General features: G+C 48.9%; 16 protein-coding genes. 7 read left to right on the top strand and 9 right to left on the bottom strand.

Translation table 11 applies throughout. From position 1 onward, the window contains the following. Positions 1-56: 56 nt before the first annotated feature. From hutU to GOB58_RS10050, 3 genes are read left to right on the top strand one after another with little or no spacing between them, the layout of a single operon-like run. Positions 57-1,754 (top strand): urocanate hydratase, encoded by a 1,698-nt coding sequence (gene hutU, locus GOB58_RS10060; protein ID WP_086635227.1) that lies wholly within the window; start codon positions 57-59, stop codon positions 1,752-1,754. A gap of 4 nt (positions 1,755-1,758) precedes the next feature. Then, positions 1,759-3,312, top strand: coding sequence for a histidine ammonia-lyase (gene hutH, locus GOB58_RS10055; RefSeq protein ID WP_173560104.1), 1,554 nt, complete (start codon positions 1,759-1,761; stop codon positions 3,310-3,312). A 58-nt stretch (positions 3,313-3,370) separates the two neighbouring features. Continuing rightward, a complete protein-coding gene (locus GOB58_RS10050; protein ID WP_242005304.1) occupies positions 3,371-4,519 on the top strand; it encodes an alpha-hydroxy acid oxidase in 1,149 nt (382 codons plus the stop codon). A 67-nt stretch (positions 4,520-4,586) separates the two neighbouring features. On the opposite strand, the gene GOB58_RS10045 is transcribed toward GOB58_RS10050, so the two are convergent. From GOB58_RS10045 to GOB58_RS10020, 6 genes are all read right to left on the bottom strand, one after another. Beyond that, on the bottom strand, positions 4,587-7,049 hold the full coding sequence (locus tag GOB58_RS10045) for a TonB-dependent receptor domain-containing protein (RefSeq protein ID WP_173560103.1): 2,463 nt from the start codon (positions 7,047-7,049) through the stop codon (positions 4,587-4,589). Positions 7,050-7,375: 326 nt separating this feature from the next. Further along, on the bottom strand, positions 7,376-8,809 hold the full coding sequence (locus GOB58_RS10040) for a purine-cytosine permease family protein (RefSeq protein ID WP_242005303.1): 1,434 nt from the start codon (positions 8,807-8,809) through the stop codon (positions 7,376-7,378). A gap of 60 nt (positions 8,810-8,869) precedes the next feature. After that, complete coding sequence (locus GOB58_RS10035) at positions 8,870-9,649, bottom strand: amino acid ABC transporter ATP-binding protein (RefSeq protein ID WP_194299691.1); 780 nt, start codon at positions 9,647-9,649, stop codon at positions 8,870-8,872. Beyond that, complete coding sequence (locus GOB58_RS10030) at positions 9,646-10,359, bottom strand: amino acid ABC transporter permease (protein WP_086635230.1); 714 nt, start codon at positions 10,357-10,359, stop codon at positions 9,646-9,648. Before GOB58_RS10030 ends, GOB58_RS10035 begins: the two co-directional genes overlap by 4 nt. 4 nt (positions 10,360-10,363) lie before the next feature. Next, positions 10,364-11,254 carry a substrate-binding periplasmic protein gene (locus GOB58_RS10025; RefSeq protein WP_173560102.1) on the bottom strand — a complete coding sequence of 297 codons (891 nt, stop codon included), beginning with the start codon at positions 11,252-11,254 and terminating at the stop codon, positions 10,364-10,366. Between the two features lie 22 nt (positions 11,255-11,276). Continuing rightward, positions 11,277-12,095: a phytanoyl-CoA dioxygenase family protein gene (locus tag GOB58_RS10020; protein ID WP_086554863.1), complete on the bottom strand. Its 819-nt coding sequence runs from the start codon at positions 12,093-12,095 to the stop codon at positions 11,277-11,279. Positions 12,096-12,404: 309 nt separating this feature from the next. Between GOB58_RS10020 and hisC the strand changes: the two genes are divergently transcribed. From hisC to GOB58_RS10000, 4 genes are read left to right on the top strand one after another with little or no spacing between them, the layout of a single operon-like run. After that, a complete protein-coding gene (gene hisC / locus GOB58_RS10015; RefSeq protein ID WP_173560101.1) occupies positions 12,405-13,538 on the top strand; it encodes a histidinol-phosphate transaminase in 1,134 nt (377 codons plus the stop codon). A gap of 40 nt (positions 13,539-13,578) precedes the next feature. Then, a complete protein-coding gene (locus GOB58_RS10010; RefSeq protein WP_086554861.1) occupies positions 13,579-14,964 on the top strand; it encodes an FAD-binding oxidoreductase in 1,386 nt (461 codons plus the stop codon). After that, positions 14,964-15,554 carry a HutD family protein gene (locus GOB58_RS10005; RefSeq protein WP_173560100.1) on the top strand — a complete coding sequence of 197 codons (591 nt, stop codon included), beginning with the start codon at positions 14,964-14,966 and terminating at the stop codon, positions 15,552-15,554. The genes GOB58_RS10010 and GOB58_RS10005 overlap by 1 nt, the downstream gene beginning before the upstream one ends. 29 nt (positions 15,555-15,583) lie before the next feature. Beyond that, on the top strand, positions 15,584-16,546 hold the full coding sequence (locus GOB58_RS10000; protein ID WP_086635235.1) for an isopenicillin N synthase family dioxygenase: 963 nt from the start codon (positions 15,584-15,586) through the stop codon (positions 16,544-16,546). Positions 16,547-16,567: 21 nt separating this feature from the next. On the opposite strand, the gene GOB58_RS09995 is transcribed toward GOB58_RS10000, so the two are convergent. The 3 genes from GOB58_RS09995 to GOB58_RS09985 are packed head-to-tail and all read right to left on the bottom strand — an operon-like array spanning position 16,568 to position 21,644. Beyond that, positions 16,568-17,908: a sensor histidine kinase gene (locus GOB58_RS09995; protein WP_173560099.1), complete on the bottom strand. Its 1,341-nt coding sequence runs from the start codon at positions 17,906-17,908 to the stop codon at positions 16,568-16,570. Beyond that, positions 17,905-18,570: a response regulator transcription factor gene (locus GOB58_RS09990; protein ID WP_086635237.1), complete on the bottom strand. Its 666-nt coding sequence runs from the start codon at positions 18,568-18,570 to the stop codon at positions 17,905-17,907. Before GOB58_RS09990 ends, GOB58_RS09995 begins: the two co-directional genes overlap by 4 nt. Then, a complete protein-coding gene (locus GOB58_RS09985) occupies positions 18,567-21,644 on the bottom strand; it encodes an efflux RND transporter permease subunit (protein WP_173560098.1) in 3,078 nt (1,025 codons plus the stop codon). Before GOB58_RS09985 ends, GOB58_RS09990 begins: the two co-directional genes overlap by 4 nt. Positions 21,645-21,650: the final 6 nt, after the last annotated feature.

The raw sequence follows: 21,650 nt of genomic DNA, 5'->3' as shown, positions 1-21,650 counted from the left end.
CGAAATTGTATGACGCTTAACTAAAAGTATATACAAGTATGAACAAGGGTTGGAAAATGAGTGACGCATCTGCAGTTTCAAATAACCGCCTTGCTAATGACCGCATTATCCGTTCTCCGACAGGGACGGAAAAAACAGCTAAAAGCTGGCAAACTGAAGCTGCCTTGCGCATGCTGATGAATAACCTGGATCCTGAGGTGGCTGAGCGTCCCTCAGAGCTGGTTGTCTATGGTGGTATAGGTAGAGCTGCACGAAACTGGGCATGTTATGACCAGATTGTTGCCAGCCTGCGTGAGCTGGAGGATGACCAGACCTTACTGGTGCAGTCAGGTAAACCGGTTGGTGTTTTTCGCACACATGCAGATGCACCGCGTGTGCTGATTGCAAATTCTAATATCGTACCGCACTGGGCAAACTGGGATAAATTTAACGAACTCGACCGCATGGGGCTGATGATGTACGGCCAGATGACCGCTGGTTCGTGGATCTATATTGGTTCGCAGGGCATTGTTCAGGGCACTTATGAAACTTTTGTCGAGATGGGGCGGCAATATTACGGTGGCAGCCTGAAAGGCCGATGGATTCTGACCGGTGGTCTGGGCGGTATGAGTGGTGCGCAGCCGCTGGCTGCCGTGATGGCCGGAGCCTCTATGCTGGCTGTTGAGTGTGAACCTGGCCGTATTCAGAAACGTCTTGATACAGGCTATCTTGATTGCCGGGTGGATACGCTTGATGAAGCGCTTGAGCTGATTACCGCAGCCTGTGCAGAGGGTAAGGCAATTTCGGTTGGCCTTTTAGGTAACACGGCAGAAATCTTCCCGGAGCTGGTGCGCCGTGGTGTGCGCCCCGATGCCGTAACAGATCAGACCTCTGCACATGACCCGCGGAATGGTTACCTGCCCAAAGGCTGGACACTGGAAGAAGCAGAGCAGAAACGTCTGACTGACCCTGCGGCAGTAGAGAAAGCAGCCCGTCAGTCTATGCGTGAGCATGTCGAGGCTATGGTGGCTTTTCACCGTATGGGCATTCCTACTTTTGATTATGGTAATAACATCCGTCAGATGGCTTTTGAAGAAGGTCTTGAGGATGCATTTGCGTTCCCTGGGTTCGTGCCTGCCTATATCCGGCCTCTGTTTTGCCGTGGTATCGGGCCGTTCCGCTGGGCTGCTCTCTCAGGTGATCCGGAAGATATTTATAAAACCGACCAGAAAGTGAAAGAGTTGCTGCCTGATGACGTTCATCTGCATAACTGGATGGATATGGCACGAGAGAAAATTCATTTTCAGGGGCTGCCATCTCGTATTTGCTGGGTAGGGCTGGGTGACCGTCATCGCCTGGGGCTGGCCTTTAACGAAATGGTTGCAAAAGGTGAGCTGAAAGGCCCGATTGTGATCGGCCGTGACCACCTTGACAGTGGTTCAGTTGCCAGCCCTAACCGCGAGACTGAAGCCATGCGTGATGGCAGTGATACTGTGTCTGACTGGCCCTTACTGAATGCACTGCTTAATACAGCATCCGGGGCTACCTGGGTGTCGCTGCATCATGGTGGTGGTGTGGGTATGGGTTTCTCACAGCATTCGGGCATGGTCATTGTGGCCGATGGCACAGCCGAGGCTGCCCGCCGCCTTGAGCGCGTGTTGTGGAACGACCCTGCAACCGGTGTTATGCGCCATGCAGATGCCGGCTACGACATAGCTGTAGAATGCGCGCATGAAAAATCTCTGAACCTGCCAATGATTAAACGTGGAGCCTGAGGGCATGACTGCATCATCTTTTATACTGCTCCCTGGTCAGCTGACTTATGCAGATATGCGCTCTTTCTTTTTCTCGCCTTCCATGCAGATAGAGTTATCTGCCGAGGCAGGTAAGGTGCTTGACGTTGCTGCTTTGTCGGTTGAGCGTATTGTTGCACGAGGTGAGCCGGTTTACGGTGTGAATACAGGCTTTGGTAAGCTGGCAAAAACCCGTATCCCGGATGATAAACTGAAAGAGCTGCAGCGTAATCTTGTGCTGAGCCATGCTGCTGGTATTGGCGCGCCAATGAACGAGGCTGTGGTCAGACTGATTTTGCTGCTTAAGGCTAATGGTCTGGCAAGAGGGTTCTCCGGCGTGCGCAAAGAGGTTGTTACCCTGCTGCTGGCGATGCTGAATCGTGGGGTTATACCGGTTATCCCTGAAAAAGGGTCAGTGGGTGCATCAGGTGACCTTGCTCCTCTGGCACATATGAGTGCAGTTGTTATTGGCGAAGGGCATGCCTTTTATAAAGGTCAGAAAATGACCGGAGCAGAGGCACTGCAGGCTGCCGGTCTGACGCCGGTTGAGCTTGGCCCGAAGGAAGGACTGGCGTTGCTTAATGGCACGCAGGCTTCAACGGCGCTGGCATTGTCTGGTCTGTTTAAGGCTGAGCGTGTGTTCCAGGCAGCTCTTATTGCCGGTGGTCTGACGCTTGATGCCGCACGGGGCACAGATGCTCCTTTTGACCCGCGCCTGCACGTGCTGCGCGGGCAGCGCGGGCAGATAGAAACGGCGGCTGTATATCGTAGTCTGCTTGAGAATTCCTCCATTCGTGATTCACACAGGGAGGAAGATGAGCGCGTTCAGGATCCGTACTGCCTGCGGTGTCAGCCTCAGGTTATGGGTGCATGTCTTGATACGTTGCGTAATGCGGCCAGAACGCTGGTTATTGAAGCCAATGCGGTCTCTGACAACCCCATTCATTTTGCAGAAACAGATGAAATGATTTCAGGTGGCAATTTCCATGCTGAACCAGTGGCTATTGCAGCAGATACAATCGCAATAGCTGTTTCTGAGGTGGGTGCAATTTCTGAGCGTCGTCTTGCTATGCTGATGGATGCACAGATGAGTGGTCTGCCACCCTTCCTGGTTAAAGAGAGTGGCCTGAATTCTGGTTTTATGATTGCACAGGTTACAGCTGCAGCTCTGGCGTCAGAGAATAAAACGCTGGCGCACCCGGCCAGTGTTGATAGCCTGCCAACCTCTGCTAACCAGGAAGACCATGTCAGTATGGCAACTTTTGCAGCCAGACGCCTGGAAGATATAGTGGATAATGTTTGTACGATTATTGCTATTGAAGGGCTGGCAGCAGTGCAGGGGCTTGATTTTCTTGCGCCGTTGCTCACATCGCGCCCGCTTTCTGTGGCAAAGGATGCTGTGCGTGAGAAAATTGCCTTTTTTGCACAGGACAGGCTTTTTACCCCGGATATTGAAGCAATGCGTGAGCTGATAGCTGGTGGAGTGATAGCTGACAGAGTGAAGGAGTTTGTGCCATTGCCGGAGTGTAGTGCTGTCTGAGCCTATAGTTCTGCTCCTGCCCCCGGCATTGTCCGGGGGTTTTTTGTATTGAGAGGTTATGATGGCCTGTGTTGATAGTGCAGAGTTACAGAAAAAAGCAGAAAAATTCCTCCCGCGGTTATTTCGTGACTATGTGGCAGGTGGTGCCCATGAAGAAAGAACACTCCAGGCTAATCGGGATGAGTTCAGAAAATGGACGATCAAACCACGTTGTCTTCGTGATGTATCATCTGTATCAACAACAACGCAGTGGCTTGGTTATGACTGTTCCGCTCCTTTTATGCTGGCACCGGTTGGTTTTGCGGGAATGATGCGTCAGGGTGGTGATCTGATGGCTGCACGAGCTGCGGCAAAAGAAAAAATTCCTTTTTGTGTATCAACATTTTCAATCGCGTCACTTGAAGAAATATGCCGGGTGCCGGGCGCGGATGTTCTGGCTCAGATTTATGTTTTTCGTGACCGTGATATAACCCGTGATATGATGGAGCGTGCGCGTAAATGTGGTGTGCGTACGCTTATTTTCACAGTAGATACGCCTGTTACCCCACTGCGGCCACGTGATGAGCGTAATGGTTTCAGGCGGCTCAGTAAGCCATCTCTGGCTCAGCTGGCCTCTTTTGCGGCAGCCTGGCGCTGGGGTGCTGGCATGGCGCGTCATGGTATGCCTCAGCTGCGTAATTTAAGTGCCTATGGCATGGGGCATTCTTTGCTTGAGCAGGCAAAGAATGCTGCATCGCAAATTGACCCTGGTCTGACATGGCGTGACCTTGAATGGTTCAGAGCACAGTGGAGCGGTCAGCTGCTTGTTAAAGGCATTATGCATGCTGATGATGCCTCACGTTGTGTGGCTGCCGGGGCTGATGCCGTTATAGTTTCTAATCATGGAGGCCGGCAGCTTGACCCCGCACCTGCAACCCTTGCTGTTTTGCCTGAGATTGTACAATCAGCCGGACAGGATTGTTCTGTGGTGATCGATAGTGGTATTCGCCGTGGTGGTGATGTTGTAACATCTCTTGCGCAGGGGGCTTCACTTACAGCATCAGGCAGGCCATGGGCCTGGGCAGTTGCTGCAGGAGGAGAGTCCGGGGTCAGGGAGATGATCTCCCTGCTGCGCCGGGAGATATATGATGTGTTTGCCCTCTCAGGGCACAACAGTGTTGAAAGTTTGCGTTTAGCTGGTGTGGATGTATTAAAACGGCAAAAATGATTTTGTTTTTTGCTCTGTATACCCCTGTGATCAGCTTATGATAACAGGGGTTTTTTTTAGTTACATATCAGAAATTAGCACTCAGTGAGCCAAAGAACATACGCGGTGCGCCAACCAGCATAGACTGATAAGCCAGCGCGCCCTGGCCTGTGCTGAGAGGATTGCCGTTTTCGCCCATTGTTGAAATGTAGCGGTTATTTTGCAGGTTTGTGATGCTAAAGCTGAGTGTAAGGTCTTTTACCGCTGAAACAGAGTTGCGGAAGGCTTCAAGCTTGCCAAAATTATACTGAACGCCAAGATTACTGAGCCAGTAACCAGGAATTTTGACATCACCGGTATAGCTGTAGTTACGCTTGCCGATATAGTTGGCATCGACATAAGCCGTTACACCCCGCCATTCGTATGAAAGACGTGTTTTATACATAAATCGTGGATAGTTAACGATTTGCTTGCCTTTTGTACCATAAGATGTGCCGGCTTCAGTCAGGTTATTATCGTAAGTGGCGTGGTCATAGCTGATGCTGTTTGTAAAAGAGAGGTTCCTGATCGGCATGATTGTAATGGCTGCATCTACACCATTCATGGTTACGCCACCAACGTTAGACACTGTAGAGACAGGATTAACGGCTGAACCGGAAGTGATTTGCTGCAGTCGGTTATTAAAGTTTGTGCGATAGGCATAAACCGACGCCCCGACAAAGCGGCTATTGTACCGGTAGCCCAGCGCATAGGTCCAGTCAGTTTCTGGTTTAAATGAGTTGCGACCAGCATCAAACGCAGTTTGGGAGATGGCAAAAGGGGAGTTGGAGAGTTTGTAGCCAGATTGTGCATAGGTATGCACGTTTTCTGAAATATCAAAATAGAGTTCATGATGTTTCAGGAAGTGCCAGTCAGCACTGATGTGTGGCAGGAATGGTTTTGATGTGGTCAGACCAACGCCACTGGCAATATTAGAGCCTGCGCCATAATAATCGTCATTAATAAAACCATTGCCTACGCGCGTTGTTGCCAGCACTGATTTGAAACCAAAATGTAGGGCCAGATTGGGCAGGATACGATAGGTGTCCTGAACAAAGGCTGTGAATGTATTGGTATTATATGTCTGGTTATAAATTTTTGCGAACGGGTTTGACCAGTGCCCAAGGGGGTTAGGAATGGCAGATGTCAGCTGGCCATCAACGATATTTGGCATTTCATATGCGAACATATTTGACTGGTAATGGTTATTTTCATACCACACGCCACCGCTGATATCGTTATGTGCAATATTGTAATGTAGCTGAGAAAGAATACCAAAGCGACGAATAGAGGGTTCTTTGACCAGCTCAGACAATGGTGAGCCGTTAGGTGATGAATAATAAGGTGTGGTCCAGGTTGTCTGGTTTGTTTCTCCGTGCCCGTAGGCTGTTGTGTCCCAGGTGAGTTTATCAGTCAGCTGCATATGAGATTTAATGCCGCCAAATGTATCATCAGTATTCAGCACGGCATCATAATAGGCAGAATCTTCCGGGTCTTTGAGCTTATTAAAACCAGGAGGAAATATACCGTTTGCGGCGTTAATAGCTGCCTGAAGGCCGCTTTGCTTACCGTTATAATAATTAGTTGTTTTATAGCCGACATTACTGAGCATTTCGGGAGAGACATCAGGAGTCGAAAACTGGTGAAGGTCTGCCCAGTCAAAAAAGGCTGATATACTGCTGCTTTCACCAACCGGCTGCACAAATTTGGCGTTGACCTGCTGCATGAACTGATCACCGGTGCCTTTCCAGATTTGTCCGTCCTGTCGCATGTAAGAGGCATAAAAACGTGTGCCGGTGCTGTTGAGGTCGCCACTGTCAACACGGGCAAAGGTATGGAAGTTTGCGTAGCTGCCAAAACCCTGTGTGACGGTGCCGCCAAATTTATGAGCGGGGTCGCGTGAGATGTAGGAAAACGAACCGCCAAGGTTGTTTGTCGCTGCAACAGATTCGGCTCCGGCTGATTCAGACACAACAATGCGGGCAACGTTTTCTGACGAAATAGCCTGAATAGTATTGAGACCGTTATAGTTACGAACAGTCTGTTCTCCCAGAGGCATACCATCGAGAGTCATCCCGATTTCCTGCTGCTGAAAGCCGTGCATAAATACCTGGTTAGACCAGACATCAATACCCTGTGGCTGTGCTGTCTGAAACATGATGCCAGGAAGCTGTGCCAGAGTTTTCAGAGGGTTTGTACCTGCCGGAGCCTGAGACAGAAGTTTCTGGCCAATAGTGACCACAGCACCATGTGGCACATTATGTGAGCGTACTTCAAACTGTTCAGATGTGGAACTGAGATAAGTTGCAGGTTCCTGTGGTGTGACTGTTTTTTGTTTTACACTGGCTTTAGATACAATTCTTGCATTTCTGGCCGGTGGAATATGTTTTCGTGCAGTGATGTGCGGTGTTTTATGAACCGGGGTTGCCGCTCGCGCATAACCGCTGCCTATCGGAATAAACGCGGAGGACAATAGTAATAGTCTGGTCAGTGAAACGGTGCTGGGTCTCATGCGTCTGAACTCCACCGGTGCAGTTATGGGGGTAGGAGAAGAAAAGATATAGACAATATGTTTTTGTTCTATTGGTTCAGCAATTTTTGATTTTGATGCACCAATTTCGATAAGAACCCTAAGTTGTCCATACGAGTTAGGTCAATAGGATTCGAAACGATTACGAAATATTTTTTAAATGTGGTTTTTATGAAAAATTAAAGCAACAACAAGATGATACGTTGCGCGATAAAGTGTGCACCTGAGTTGGAGGCATGATTAGCAAAAAGCGCGCAGAGTGTCTGCGCGCCTGGTTGTGTCAGATAAACTCGTTCAGGTTATGATTTTTACGAAACCTTATGGTATTTGATAGAAAGTATATAAAACAGTGATGTCAGAATAAGGCCGGCAGCCCACGAAATATCGGTATGATCCATCATGCTGGCAAAAGGGCCGGTATAAAACGTATTTGATATAAAAGGAATTTGCACAGCAATGCCAATTACGTAGCATATAAGGGCAGGCGTATTATAACGCCCGTACAGGCCTCCGTCCGCTTTAAAAAATGAAGCGACATCATAAGTGCCATGTTGCACAAGGTAGTAATCAATCAGGTTGATCGCAGTCCATGGGATCATAATGATCATCAGAAAATTAAGAAATTCTGTATATGTCTCCATAAAATTGTGCGTCATGAGCATAGTGAGTGCGAGCACAAAAAGCATGATTCCTGCTGTAATCAACATACGTGTTTTCATGCCAAAATGACGTTTGGGGCAGGCCATTTGCAGTAGCATGAGGGAAGACAGGCTACCGCAGTATATGCTCATACCATTGGCGACAGTAATGCCGATAATCAGAGTAACCATGACAATCGGGCCGCCGCTGCCCAGATAATGCATAAGCGTTGGCAGAATATCTGAGCCATGGGGTGTGACTGCCCCCAGTGTTGCACCAAGAAACATAGGAAGGATTGTGCCCAGAGCAGAGCCCCAGTATGTAGCATGAAAAGCGTGTTGTGCTCCCTGTTTGCTGTCTGGCAGATAGCGTGAGTAGTCTGATACATAAGGCGCGTAAGCCAGCTGCCACAAAGCAGCAACAGAGACGGCACCCATAAAGCCTGATAATGTGGTGTGTCCGAAATGATGGAGGGTTGCCATGGCGTCACTGTTGCTCATAACGACGACCAGTGCCCATATAATGGCGGCTCCGCATGCCACAGAGATGATTTTTGTCATGGCATGAATAGTGCGATACCCCCAGAAGGCAGGGAAAGCTGACAGCACCGTGACAGCCAAAACGCCGCCTGTGTAGCCAAGCCATGGCACAGATAACTGAAAGCCCTCACCCCCGACAACCAGGTTAGAAGCTGAGAAACCAACATAAATAAAGACCACCAGGGCAATCATAGGCACAGCTCCCATGGAGCCAAACTGCCCACATGTCTGTACCATTTGCGGCACCCCCAGTCGTGGTCCCTGTGCCGCATGCAGTGCCATAAAGACACCGCCAATCAGGTTGCCGGCTAAAAGAGCCAGGCAGCCTGTCATGAGGGGGAGGTGAAAAACTACTGACGCCAGTGCACCGGTAATAACTGTCAGAATAGTAGTGTTCGTGCCAAACCAGACGGAGAACAGGTCGCGCGGGTGTCCCATTCTTTCAGAGTGAGGAATGGGGTAGATGGTTCTGTGTTCAATTGTTGCGGCTGTACCGGTAGTGGGTTGCTCAGTGGATGGAAGTGTCATGCCGTGATCCTGCGTGCCAGCGATATCTGTGGGCATAATAGTATTTTCCTGTGCAGTATTATATGGCATTAGTATATTTCTTTATCGTAATAAAAATCAGTGATGGCGGGCACTGACAGAATGAACAAACTGACGCACCCGTTCAGTGCGGGGTGTGTTGTAAATCTGCTCTGGCGGGCCGCTTTCCACGATATGGCCATCAGCATAAAAACAGACTTTGTGTGCGGTTGACTGTACAAAGGCCTGGTCGTGTGTGACAGTCAGCAGCGTCAGCCCCTGTGCTGACAGGTCACGAATAATACTTTGCACGCCGCTGACCAGCTCAGGGTCAAGTGCACTTGTTGGCTCATCAAACAAAATAACAGGAGGTTCCATCGCCAGTGCCCGGGCTATGGCGACACGTTGTTTTTGGCCGCCTGAAAGCTGGTGGGGGTAGTTGTTTTGTTTTTGCAGCATCTGGACTCTGTCCAGCGCGTGGCGTGCCAGTATGACGGCCTGATCTTTGTGGAGTTTTTTGACGGTTAACAGTGCTTCCATCACATTTTCCAGGGTGGTCTGGTGTGAAAAGAGGTTGAACTGCTGAAAAACCATAGGCATGCGGGCTCTTGCCTGCCGCAGTTGTTTTTCAGGGGCAATTTCAAAGTGTGAGCGATAGTGCTGGCAGAGTTTCTGGTTCAGAAAGGTGATGCTGCCAGCTTCGGGACGTTCGAGAAAGTTAATGCAGCGCAGTAAAGTAGATTTACCTCCTCCGCTGGGGCCGATGATAAAAAGAGCCTCTCCCTGTAAAACAGTCAGGTCAACACCGCGCAGAACAGCGTGACTGCCATATGATTTATAAACCTGCTGTAGCGTTAGCACCGGAGCTGCTGTTGTCATGGTGTAATCCCTTCCACAGCTTCTGGCATGACATTGGCAACGCCACCTTTGGTGTGGCGTGAAGGGGTGAGTTTACGTTCAAGCCAGCTGACACAGCGTGCGCTGGTAAAACTCATGATGAAGTAGATCAGTGCGACCATCAGATACGTGTTCATACTGTCAAACGTGTTCGAGATGACGATTGTTGCATGTCGTAAAAGTTCGTTGACAGAGATAAAAGAAACCAGAGAACAGTCTTTTAGCAAAGCAATAAAATAGCCGCCCTGGGTGGGGAGAGAAGCAACAAAAGCCTGAGGAATAATAAGGCGCCGGTAAATCTGAAGAGGTGACATGCCCAGCGAAATGGCCGCAGATTTCTGTCCTTCATCAACAGCCTGAATGGCTGCACGGTAGACTTCAGACAGATAGGCTGACAGGTTCAGGGTCAGGCCCAGTGCACCAGCCCAGAACGCAGGGAGAATAATACCCAGCTCAGGGAGAGAGAAATAGATAAGCAGTAATTGCACAATAAGGGGTGTATCACGCCAGATTTCGACATAGGCCTCAAGCGGCCACCGTATGAGGCGACTGCCGGACAGCCGCCCTGTAGCTGTGAGAAAACCCAGTATCATGCCTCCGGCCATGCTGATGAAGGAGAGCTGAAGAGTTACTTCTGCGCCACTAAGGAGAAAAGGCAGATATTCATGCACTTCAGACCAGAAAACGCTCATTGTGTTACTCCGTCTGTTCGTTCTGGTTCAGGTGGTCCTGCAACTCTTCCCAGACATGGTAGCGCCTGAGGATGGTGCGAAGCGTGCCATCCTGTTTCATATCATCCATTGCTTTATTAATAGCTTTAAGCAGCAGAGGGCAGGTGTTACGCACGACAATACCCTCATCGCCCAGACGGTAGCTGGCTTTTGCCTGGGCATCTTTCCAGGCAGGTTTGGGTTCATAAAAAAGTGGAGGTCCGATAGTGCGCAGTCCTGCAAAGTGCTCTTTCTGAGCCTGCAGAGTGCCCTGGTCGACAACGACAGCATCAACCTGTTTGTTTCTCAGGGCAACAAACGGGTCACCAAAGGTATTAAAATCGCTTACTTTTGCAGCAATATTTTTATCGACCAGCATATGAGCCGTCATTGAATCTGTTGTGCCCAGCACAGACCCCAGGTTAGCTTTTTTCAGATCATCCAAAGTATGAAGAGGGGAGTTTTCTGGTACGATAATGCGGTCATACAACATAAAATAAGGGCGTGAGTAAGCGATATGCGCATAGGCAATGCGCTCTTCAGTAATTGTCAGGTCAGACAGGATAATATCCCACCGGCCGACTTTCAGGCCCGGGACCAGTGTGGTCCATTCTGTGATGATAAATTGTGAGTGCGGTATACCCAGCCTTTTGGTCAGTTCCTGTAAAAGGTCTGCGTCAATACCATGATAGACGCCCTCTTTATCCTGCCAGAGGGAGGGGTGTGCGCCAAGAAGCGCATTGCCAGCCGTTAGCATGCCTGCCTGACGAATATCATCAAGGCACTCTGCATAAGCCGGTAAGCAGAATATTGGGGTAAGAAAACAGTTGATAGTGAGACAGAAAAGAAGGCGCCAGGAATGATCATATTTTGTCATGCCACCTTCTCCACATTTCTGTTCAGGCTGTTGCTTTATACAGCAGGGGGAAGTCGGGTCCTTCCAGCGGGTCTCCGTCTTTGAGTGTAAGGTGCGGGAAGGGGGGGGAGCCTTTGCCGCCTCTGTCAGCAAAACGGGCATTTTCTCCTACCCAGCGGGCAGAAAACACACGTCGTCTTTGCGTTGTGCCGGTTGTGGCCGGCGCACCGTGGATTATACGAAAATCAAAAGCGATGGCATCCCCCGGGGCAAGGTCCCAGCTGCGGATAGTATATGCATCACGGTTTGCATTAATGTCGGGCATTTCTGGCAGAGAATCGTCTTTATACAGTTTCGATCCGTCAAAACGCCGGGGGCGGTGAATTATACCCTCCTTATGTGAGCCAGCCACACACTCCAGGCACTGATCCTTTGAGACAGGATCAAGAGGTATCCACAAACTGAGTGTTTTCTCTCCCGTCACGCAGTAATACGGACTATCCTGGTGCCATGGGGTTACTAATGTTGTGCCAGGTTCTTTGACCAGTTCGTGGTCATGAAAAAAGCGTACCTCACGCGCCTGCATCAGCTGGGCGGCTATACCTGCAACGGGTGAGTTTTCGATGAATTTTCTGAATTGTGGGATACGCTGCCAGTTGCACAGATCCTGAAAAAACGGAGCAGAGCCTTCAGGCTGGTAAGAGCGTTCGAGCGGGCTGGGAGCTGCCATGGTGGCTGCCATGCCATCGCGCAGAAGTTCTGTCCAGTCTGAGAAGGCGCCGCGAACAACGGCTACGCCTTCAGTCTGAAATGCTGAAATGGTTGCGTCGTCCAACATGATCTGATGAGCAGGAAGGGCCATAAGCGGTTTTCCTCATGTTCCGATATCAAAACAATATGTTGTATGTACACGATCGGTCAAGAAGAAAAAACAGGCGTAGAATTTTTGTATGCCCTGAGATGAAATGAGTGAAAATATTATTAAATATTAACATATTTTCAAATTTATTAAGAAAAACACAGTGTTTCCGGGCTTTTCCTTCAGGCTTCTCCTGTCCCGATGAGTGTAAAATATGCGCAGGGAACAAATCTTATACATTTCTCTCTTTACAGGTTTTAAATGTCTATACATTAATGACGAATACCGCTTAAGGCAGGAGGTTTCTTCGGGATGTCGGATTCTGTAGCACTCTCATTTTCAGGTCATAAGGCATTGTGCCGGGCTGAAGTCTCGATGTTGCCCCGTTATAATGCTGGTCTTTCAGAAGATGAGGTCCGCAGGCGTTATAATCTTACAACGATTGTTAAGCTGGGAAGTAATGAGAATCCTTATGGCCCTTCACCGCAGGTTAAAGCCGGGTGGGCAGGTCTGGCAGACCGGCTGGGGCGTTATCCTGATGCGGGTGCCGCTTTGCTGCGTCATGATATTGCGCGGGCGCATATGACAGAGGTGGAGCGTGTTCTGGTCGGGAATGGCTCAGAGCAGATTATCCGCCTGATTGCTGAGGCATATCTTTCGTCAGGTGATCGTGTGGTAACGGTCAGGCCAGCTTTTGGTCTGCATGAAATTTATCCCCGTATGATGGGGGCTGAGGTCGATGCTGTTCCGGTCACTGCAGAAGCGACTTTTGATCAGGCTGCCTTACTGGCTGCGGTAAAGAAACCTTTGAAAATTTTAATGTTTTCAAACCCCTCTAATCCGGTAGGCTGTATGATGACCGGAGCAGATCTCTCTGAGCTGATCGAGGCCTGTCCGCAGGATGCCCTCATTGTCGTTGACGAAGCTTATCGGGAATATGCAGAGGAAGACCCGAACTATCCTGATGCGCGTGCATTACTCGAGAAGCAGGGGCGCCCCTGGATTATCCTGCGTACTTTTTCTAAAGCGTATGGGCTGGCAGCCTTACGTATTGGCTATGCCCTGACCTCGTCAGAGGAAGTTGCTTCAGTGCTTGATACTGTGCGCGATCCGTTTAACACAAATATGCCGGCCCAGATTGCGGCCAGTGCGGCGCTTGCAGATGTCGCATATATGAAAGACTGTATCCGAAAAGGGATTGCCGAAAGAGAACGCATGGCGAAGGCCCTCAGAGAGCTTGGTTTTTTTGTTGCTCCTGCCTGGACCAATTTTGTATTTGTCCGCACGACGCAGGGTGCAGCTCAGCTTGCAGATGCGTTACTTGAACGAGGCATTATTATTAAGCCGTGGAAAGAGCCTGGTTTTGAAAACTGGGTGCGTATCAGTATTGGCCTGCCCGAGGAAAATGATACAGTTCTTCACGCTCTCGCTGATCTGAGTTTGTAAGACAGCAGATTCGCCATCGCTTTGTTGTGGAAAGTTTATTATGTCTGCCCTTGAACATGTTCTGACAGAATTAGCTGAAATTTTCGGTGATCGTATTTCTCGCGGAGAAGCTGTGCGTGAGCATCATGCTCATGGCGAGGGCTGGCAGGAGGGATGTCTGCCTGGTGCGGTTATTTTTGCCGAAAGTACTGAAGAAGTTTCAGCTGTTCTTAAAGCCTGCAACGAGCATTCTGTGCCGGTTGTGGCTTTTGGCGGGGGCACTTCACTTGAAGGGCATGTTACCCCTTCAGAGACGGGTATTAGTCTCGATCTTTCCCGTATGACCCGTATCCTTGAAGTGAATGCTGAGGATATGGACTGCCGTGTTGAGGCAGGGGTTACGCGTCATGCTCTTAATGCTTATTTGCGTGACAGCGGGTTGTTTTTTCCGGTTGATCCGGGTGGAGAATCTACGCTGGGGGGGATGTGTGCCACCCGTGCCTCAGGCACAGCTGCTGTGCGTTATGGCACAATGCGTGAAAATACCCTTGGTCTGACCGTTGTTCTGGCAGATGGCCGTGTGATGCGTACAGGTGGCAGGGTGCGTAAATCTGCCACCGGATATGATCTGACACGTCTTTTTGTAGGTTCGGAGGGGACATTAGGCATTATTACTGAGGTGCAGCTGCGCTTACATGGTCAGCCAGAGGCTGTAGCGACAGCCGTGTGTCAGTTTGAAAAACTGGAAGATGCTGTCAATGTTGCTGTAACAACCATGCAGCTCGGCCTGCCTGTTGGTCGTATGGAATTAATGGATGAAGTGCAGATGGATGCATGCATTCGTTACTCTAAAATGGAGGGATATGATGTCCTCCCGACGATGTTTTTCGAGTTCCATGGTGCGCCTGCTGCTGTGAAAGAGCAGGTTGAGACAATGGAGAGTGTTGTCGATGACCATAATGGTAAAGGCTTTTTGTGGAGTAATAACCCCGAAAACCGTAATGAATTATGGAAAGCCCGGCATAATGCTTTCTGGGCCTGTCTTGCTTACCGCCCTAATCACCGGGGGCTGGCGACTGATGCCGTTGTGCCGGTCTCGGCTTTGACTGAGCTGATTACTGGCAGTAAGCGCGATATTGAGGAGTCAGGCCTGCTTGCCCCTATTGTCGGGCATGTGGGTGATGGTAATTTCCATACGGTTATTCTTGTGCCGCCTGAGCCTGACGGATTGGAGCGTGCGCTTGAGCTTGATCGTAAAATTGTCGGACGTGCGCTTTCTCTGGGCGGGGCATGTAGCGGCGAGCACGGGATCGGCTTTGGTAAAAAGGAATTTATGGAACGCGAGCATGGTTCAGTTGCCCTGGATGTTATGCGTATGATGAAAAAATCTTTTGACCCCAATAATATTTTAAACCCAGGTAAAATGCTGCCTGAAGTTGCCGGCTGATGTGGCGACGCCAGTGTTTATCTGAAATCAGGGCGCAGCCCTGGCGTAATGGTCAGGGTGTCACGCGTCTTATTGCAGAGGAGACAACCTCTGGGGCCGGATTGCAGTGGCGTTTGAGTGTGGCTGATATTTTGAATGATGCACCTTTTTCGCGTTTCCCGGGCTGGTGGCGTTATTTTGCTATACTGAGCCAGGGTGAGGTTGCGTTGTCTGCAAAAGATAAATCGTGGTTTCACCTGATAAAAAATAAGAATAGTCCCATTAAATTTTCCGGAGATGAGGATGTTTTGTCTGCATGCTCAGCCGGAGGTGTCCAGGCTTTAAACCTGATGATTAAAGATGAGAAAGATAAGGTTAAAAAAATAGATTTTTCTTTTTTTGACAAACAATTTTCTTTTTCAGGAAAAAATAAAGGAACGCAGAGAGTATTTATTTTTCCATCTGTCGGACGATGGGTTTTGTTACGTAATGATTCATCAGATATGAGACTTCTTCCGGGTGAAGTCTGGAGCTGTGTTGTATCAGATAATTCTGAAAATATCCTGATACCACAAGAGAAAGAAAGTAGCTTATTCAGGATAATTTTATAATTTTTTCACAAAGAGGAGGGAATAACGTAATGACTGAAAATAGTTTTATACCCGTTATTGATCTTGCTCCTGCTCGTGCAGGTGACATTGCTCTTGCGGGGAAGCAAATTCATCATGCTTTTATTACCTCTGGTTTCTGTTATGTAAAAAATCACGGTATTCCTGATGCATATATTGAAAATTTGCGCCGGGAATCTCTTGATTTTTTTCATCTTCCTCTTTCAGAAAAAGATCAGTATCGCCCAAAACAGGCAGTGCGTGGGTTTAATGCGCTTAACCGTACGATTATGTATGGTGCCGAACGTCCTGACTATAAAGAATTTTTTCAGATCGGTCCTGAGTTTCCGCCGGATGGAATGGAAAGCCCGCCGCAGAACGATTTACAGGGGCCTAATGTATGGCCTGAAGGACGGCCGGCATTCAGGCAGGCTTTTTTAAATTATTATCAGGCTGCGGCTCAGTGTGGGCAGTTACTGCTAAAGGCTGTTGCAAACTCTCTCAATCTTGACAGTAATTTTTTTGAAAAAAAATATCATTATCCGTTGCAGAGAACACAGACCATATGGTACCCGCCGGCTCAAATGCCCGCTGACACAACAAGCATTACCTACGGTGTTGCCCCTCATACAGATTATGGTTGTATTACCTTATTATGGCAGGATGATACTGGCGGCCTCGAGGTGCAGAATCTTCAGAATGAATGGGTTCCGGCAGCACCTGTGCCCGGCACTCTTGTGATTAACATTGGTGATTTATTATGCCGGTGGTCTAATAATCGTTACCGTTCTAATATGCACCGTGTTTTAAATAAATCAGGTAAAGAACGCTTTTCTATTGCGACTTTTTATGATCCTGACTTTGATGCTGTTATTAATCCCCGGGATCTTGGTTTGCCTGAGGGGCAGGCATCCTGCTATGAGCCTGTGACAGCCGGTGCGTATATTATGGGGCGTATCCGAGATTCTCAGCAAAAAAACAAATCTAAGAAATGATGAGGTATGTAAAAACTTTTATCATTTTTTATTTTTTTTAGATGACTGAAATTTTATACTAACCATAACACCTCTTGTTTGCTCAGGGATCGGTGAGGTGACACTCATCTCAGCTCCAAGCTGCTCAGTTATTTGCCGTGCAATGGCAAGTCCCAGGCCGCTCCCGTCTGCATTTGTCTGACCTCTGATAAATGGTTTTTCCAGATCTTTCAGATTCTCAGGAGAGAGTGAAACACAGTCATTGGTAATCATAACACACTGGTCCTCAGTAATTTTTACTTTGACAGCTTGTCCGGATGATCCATGAAGAACAGCATTTTCAAGAAGGTTACGAAACAAAATGCCAGCAATATCCATATCTCCTGTAAGGAGTAAGCTGTTAACACCTGAAATTTTTATAATACAGTGATTCTCACGCTCAAGCTCTTCTGCTAAAAACTGAATAACTGGAATCAGATCAAAACTCTCCCCACTCAGAGCAATACCTGATGTTGCCCTTGAAAGCTGAAGCAGTTTCTCCATTGTTCTTCCGATACGCCGGGTCTGCTGCATAATTGTTCTGGCTTGTTCTTCATGGTCTGATGCAGCGAGCTTTGCTTTTAGCAGCTGAACCTGTGCCAGCAACGCTGCGACAGGATTCCTTAGCTCATGAGCTGCATTGGCAGCGAAAGCTCTTTCGGTGGACAGAGCCATTTTAAGGCGTTCGAGTAAAAGATTAACAGCTGTATGAATAGTCACAAGTTCTTCTGGTAAATCAAGCGGCGGCACCGGTTCCAGATTAGAGCCTCCGCGACTTCTTATTTCCTGCTGTAAGCATGTCAGAGGGCGCATTGCATGTCGCACGTGCCACCGTACCAAAATCCATATTGCCGGAAAAAAGATAATCATTGGTAAAATTGAAATAAGAACAGCCCGTCTTACAGCTTCGTTTCTGTGAAAGTCAGGCTCTCCTACGAGAATATAATGGTGCCCTGAGGCTGAGGGCACAACATAGACCCGAAATGAGGGAGCATTGTAAAAACCAGTTTTGAGATCAGGTATAAATAGCTTTGGTGGTGCATTTTGTGACCTGACTTCCAGATGTCCGTCTGTTCCGGCAATCTGATATGCCAGTGTGCGTCTGTTGACACCTGACAGATAGGCAATGCGTCCGCCTGGTATGGAAGTATTTTTTCCGCTTTCATCAAGTTTACCGACAACAAACTCAAGGCGTTCGGCAACTTCCTGCAAAGAGTTGTCAAGGCGCTCCGTCACTTCAAAACGGGTGAAAGCTGCAATAAGAATACTCAGAACAACCAGGGTGCCCAGCACGACCATGAGTGTCCCGGATACAATGCGTGATGCCAGGCTCCATTGTTTCATAAGCTGATTCCTGCCAGCCTGTATCCTCTGCCGCGTACGGTTGTAATAAGATCAGGACTGGTTTTTTTTCGTATTCTGCTGATGAAAACTTCAATCGCGTTGCTCTCAACATCATCGCTCAGGCTGTAAAGAGCATCTTCAATCTGTTCGCGGCTGCACAGTGCACCAGGTCTGCGTGCCAGGAGTTCAATAACAGCCCATTCGCGCGCTGAGAGGTCTATTGTATTTTTGTTTTGTATAAGCTGGCGTCGTGATAAATCGATGATGATATTACCACAGGTTACAATATTATCCGGTAAAGCAGTATAACGTCTTGAGACAGCATCAATACGGGCGACCAGTTCATCAAGATCATAAGGTTTGACAATATAATCGTCAGCACCTTCTGAAAGGCCTGAAATACGATCACTGATCTGGTCTCTCGCTGTCGTAATCAGAATGGCCAGTAAAGATCGTTGCCGGCGTATTTCGCGCACCAGTTCAAGTCCGTTCCCATCGGGTAACCCCAGATCAAGCAATAAAAAATCATATGAAGAGACTTTTAGTGCAGCCCGGGCATCACTCAGGTTCGTAAACCAGTCTACGGTATGCCCTGCCTGGCGCACGCGATCTCTGACAGCAGAGCCGAGAGCTTTTTCATCTTCAATAATCAGAATTTTCATCGTTCACGGTTTTTCATCGTCCGGGCATATAAGGAGGGTAGCACAAGCAGTGTCAGCAGAGTTGAGGAGATCAGCCCGCCAATGACAACAGTGGCTAATGGCCGTTCGACCTCTGCCCCGGCACTTGTTGAAATGGCCATAGGAATAAACCCAAGGCTGGCGACCAGTGCTGTTGCCATAACCGGACGAAAACGGTCTTTAGCGGCTTCAAATGCGGCCTGAGCAGCAGCATAACCAGAACGACGCAGCGTATTGATGGCAGTCATAAGCACAACGCCATTGAGCACAGCAACACCTGATAAGGCGATAAAACCAATGCCTGCTGATACACTAAACGGTAGTCCGCGCATGGCCAGAGCAAAAATTCCACCAGTTGCCGCAACGGGAAGGTTAATAAAAACAAGGCCAGCAAGCCGGGCAGAATTAAGAGCGACAGTCAGGAGCACGAAAATGAGAATAAGAGCTATGGGAACAACAATTTCCAGTCGTGCCATGGCTGAACGTAAGTTCTGAAACTGACCTGCCCAGGTAATACGATAGCCTGCCGGTAATTTTATCTTCTGTCCGATTTCTTTTTGTGCCTCTTTTACAAAAGAACTCAGGTCGCGGCCGCGTACATTAGCCTGTACAATTAAACGACGGCGTATTCCGTCTCTGCTGATACGAGGCGGACCATTCTGCACAGTAATTTTGGCAACCTCAGACAGAAAAACAGCCCCTTTTCCATCAGAGCGGCGCACTCTCAGGTGACCGATCTGTTCACGCGTTCCTGCCTGGGCAGGGTCATATCGTACCTGTGTGCTGATCAGAGCGTTATTAATTGTAACAGGCCGTCCGATATGGCCGCCAATGGCCTCCACCACATTGAGTATTTCCTGCTGAGAGACATTAAGGCGGGCTGCCTGACGGCGATCAATGTCTATATGAATAAAAGGCACAGTGCCTTCTCCCTGTGCAGCAACGTCAGCTGCTCCGGGAATAGCTTTTAAAATGCTGACAGTCCTGTCGCCGAGATGAGCCAGTGTATCGAGGTTATCTCCGTATATTGAAACAGCAATCTGGGTACGCACACCTGAGAGGAGGTCATCCATACGCATTTGCACAGGCTGACTCCATGAAAGTTCCATACCGGGCAGTTCATTGTTGAGTGCTTTATTCATCGCTGTGACCAGTCCCTCCTGCGTGTGTGCTGTTGTCCACTGCGAAGGAGGTTTCAGAAAAATAAAGCTATCTGTTTCATTAAGACCCATGGGGTCAGTCGGGATAGCTGATGTGCCTGTAGAGCTCACGACACTGGTCACCTCGGGAAAACGGCGCAGAATACGTTCTTCGATACTGACTTCTTTCAGTACTTCAGGCAATGAAATACTCGGCAGACGTGTTGCTGAAACAGTGAGCATGCCCTCGTCGAGAGAGGGAATAAACTCGCCACCAAGGTGAAGGGCAACCCAGACTGAGCAGGAGAAAATGACTGCCGTAAGAGAAAAGAGTAGCCCGGAGCGATTTTCACACCAGTTGAGGAGAGGCAGGTAAATGCGACGCATCTGGCTGACCAGGAGTGTGTCACGATGTGCGCCTTCAGCTTTCATGGTCATCGCGGCAATAACGGGTATCCCAACGATGCAGTAAAATAATGATGCCAGGAGAGCGAGAATGACCGTCTGTGCCATAGGACGAAACATTTTACCCTCGATCCCCTGTAACGTCAGGATGGGCAGGTAAACAATAATGATAATTAAAATACCAAAACTGACAGGTCTCAGCACCTCTGCCGCAGAGGATAGCGCCATGGCAGATAATGGTGTTTTCTGACCGTTTTTCTGATCACGGGCGCGGTGTGTCATCAGATTTTCAACAACAACCAGAGAGCTGTCCACGATCATACCAAAATCAATGGCACCCAGACTTAAAAGGTTAGCAGAAATGCCAAACCAGCGCATGCCTGTCATGGCACAGACGAGCGCAAACGGAATAACGGAGGCAATAACCAGCGAAGCACGCCATTCACCCGTCACAGCAATCAGGACACCCACAACCAGAAGAGCACCGGTTATAAGATTTTCTTTCACGGTGCTGATGGTGTCAGAAGTCAGAGCAGAGCGCACATAATAAGGTTCGAGCGTCACACCATGAGGGAGAGACTGACGAATAGCAGGTAAGGCAGCATGAATAGCAGCAAGCGTTGCGTTTGAGCTTGCTCCCTTTTGCATCATCACCACACCGGTAACAATCTCTCCCTGGCCATCACGTGTCATAGCGCCAAGGCGTGTTCTTGGTCCCATAGAAACCTGCCCGATATCACGCAGAAAAATAGCTGAACCATCAGCATTTGTCCGGACCGGAACTGAAGCAAAATCATCAAGAGAGCTGATCAGGCCGCGTCCTGCAATAATCTGCTGTTCTGCTCCATGTTCAATCCAGCCTCCGCCAGAGGCAGCATTATTGCCATCCACTGCACGAAAAACATCTCCGGCTGACACGCCAAGTGCCAGCAGGCGGGCCTGGTTAAGTGTGACCTGAAAAGTCTGTTCTGCGCCACCGCTTATATTCACATCGACAACGCCCGGCACCAGTTTAAGCTGAGGGGCAACAGTCCATGTCATCAGGCGGTTCAGGTCCATAAGCGAATATCCTTCGCCCTTAATCTGCAACTGCATAATCTCGCCAAGGCCAGTTGTCAGCGGACCGATATTAATACTGATGCCAGGAACGGAGATAAGCTCTTTTGCCTGCTGAATACGCTCTTCCACACGGGTGCGGTCGAGGTTGATGTCTGTATTATCTGCAAACTGTACATAGACGACTGATACGCCAGAGCGGGAAACCGAACGAAGATCTGTGATGTCAGGAATACCGGCCATGCTGGCCTCAACCGGAAAGGTAATAAGCTGTTCAATTTCTTCGGTGGCGAGACCTGGCGCAACAACTGTGACAAGAACCTGCTGAGGGGAGATATCCGGCACAGCCTCGACCGGCAGGTCACGCACCATGAGGCAGCCTGCGATAAAAATCAGCAGTAAAAAGGTAGTCACAAGCCAGCGTCGCCCGTAGAGAGCGGATAAAAAAGCCATCATGAAGCT

The sequence above is a fragment of the Acetobacter thailandicus genome (assembly GCF_011516655.1).
Classification (GTDB): Bacteria; Pseudomonadota; Alphaproteobacteria; order Acetobacterales; family Acetobacteraceae; genus Acetobacter; species Acetobacter thailandicus.
Note: the sequence above shows the minus strand (reverse complement) of the source record. Positions and strands in the feature narration are given on the sequence as shown.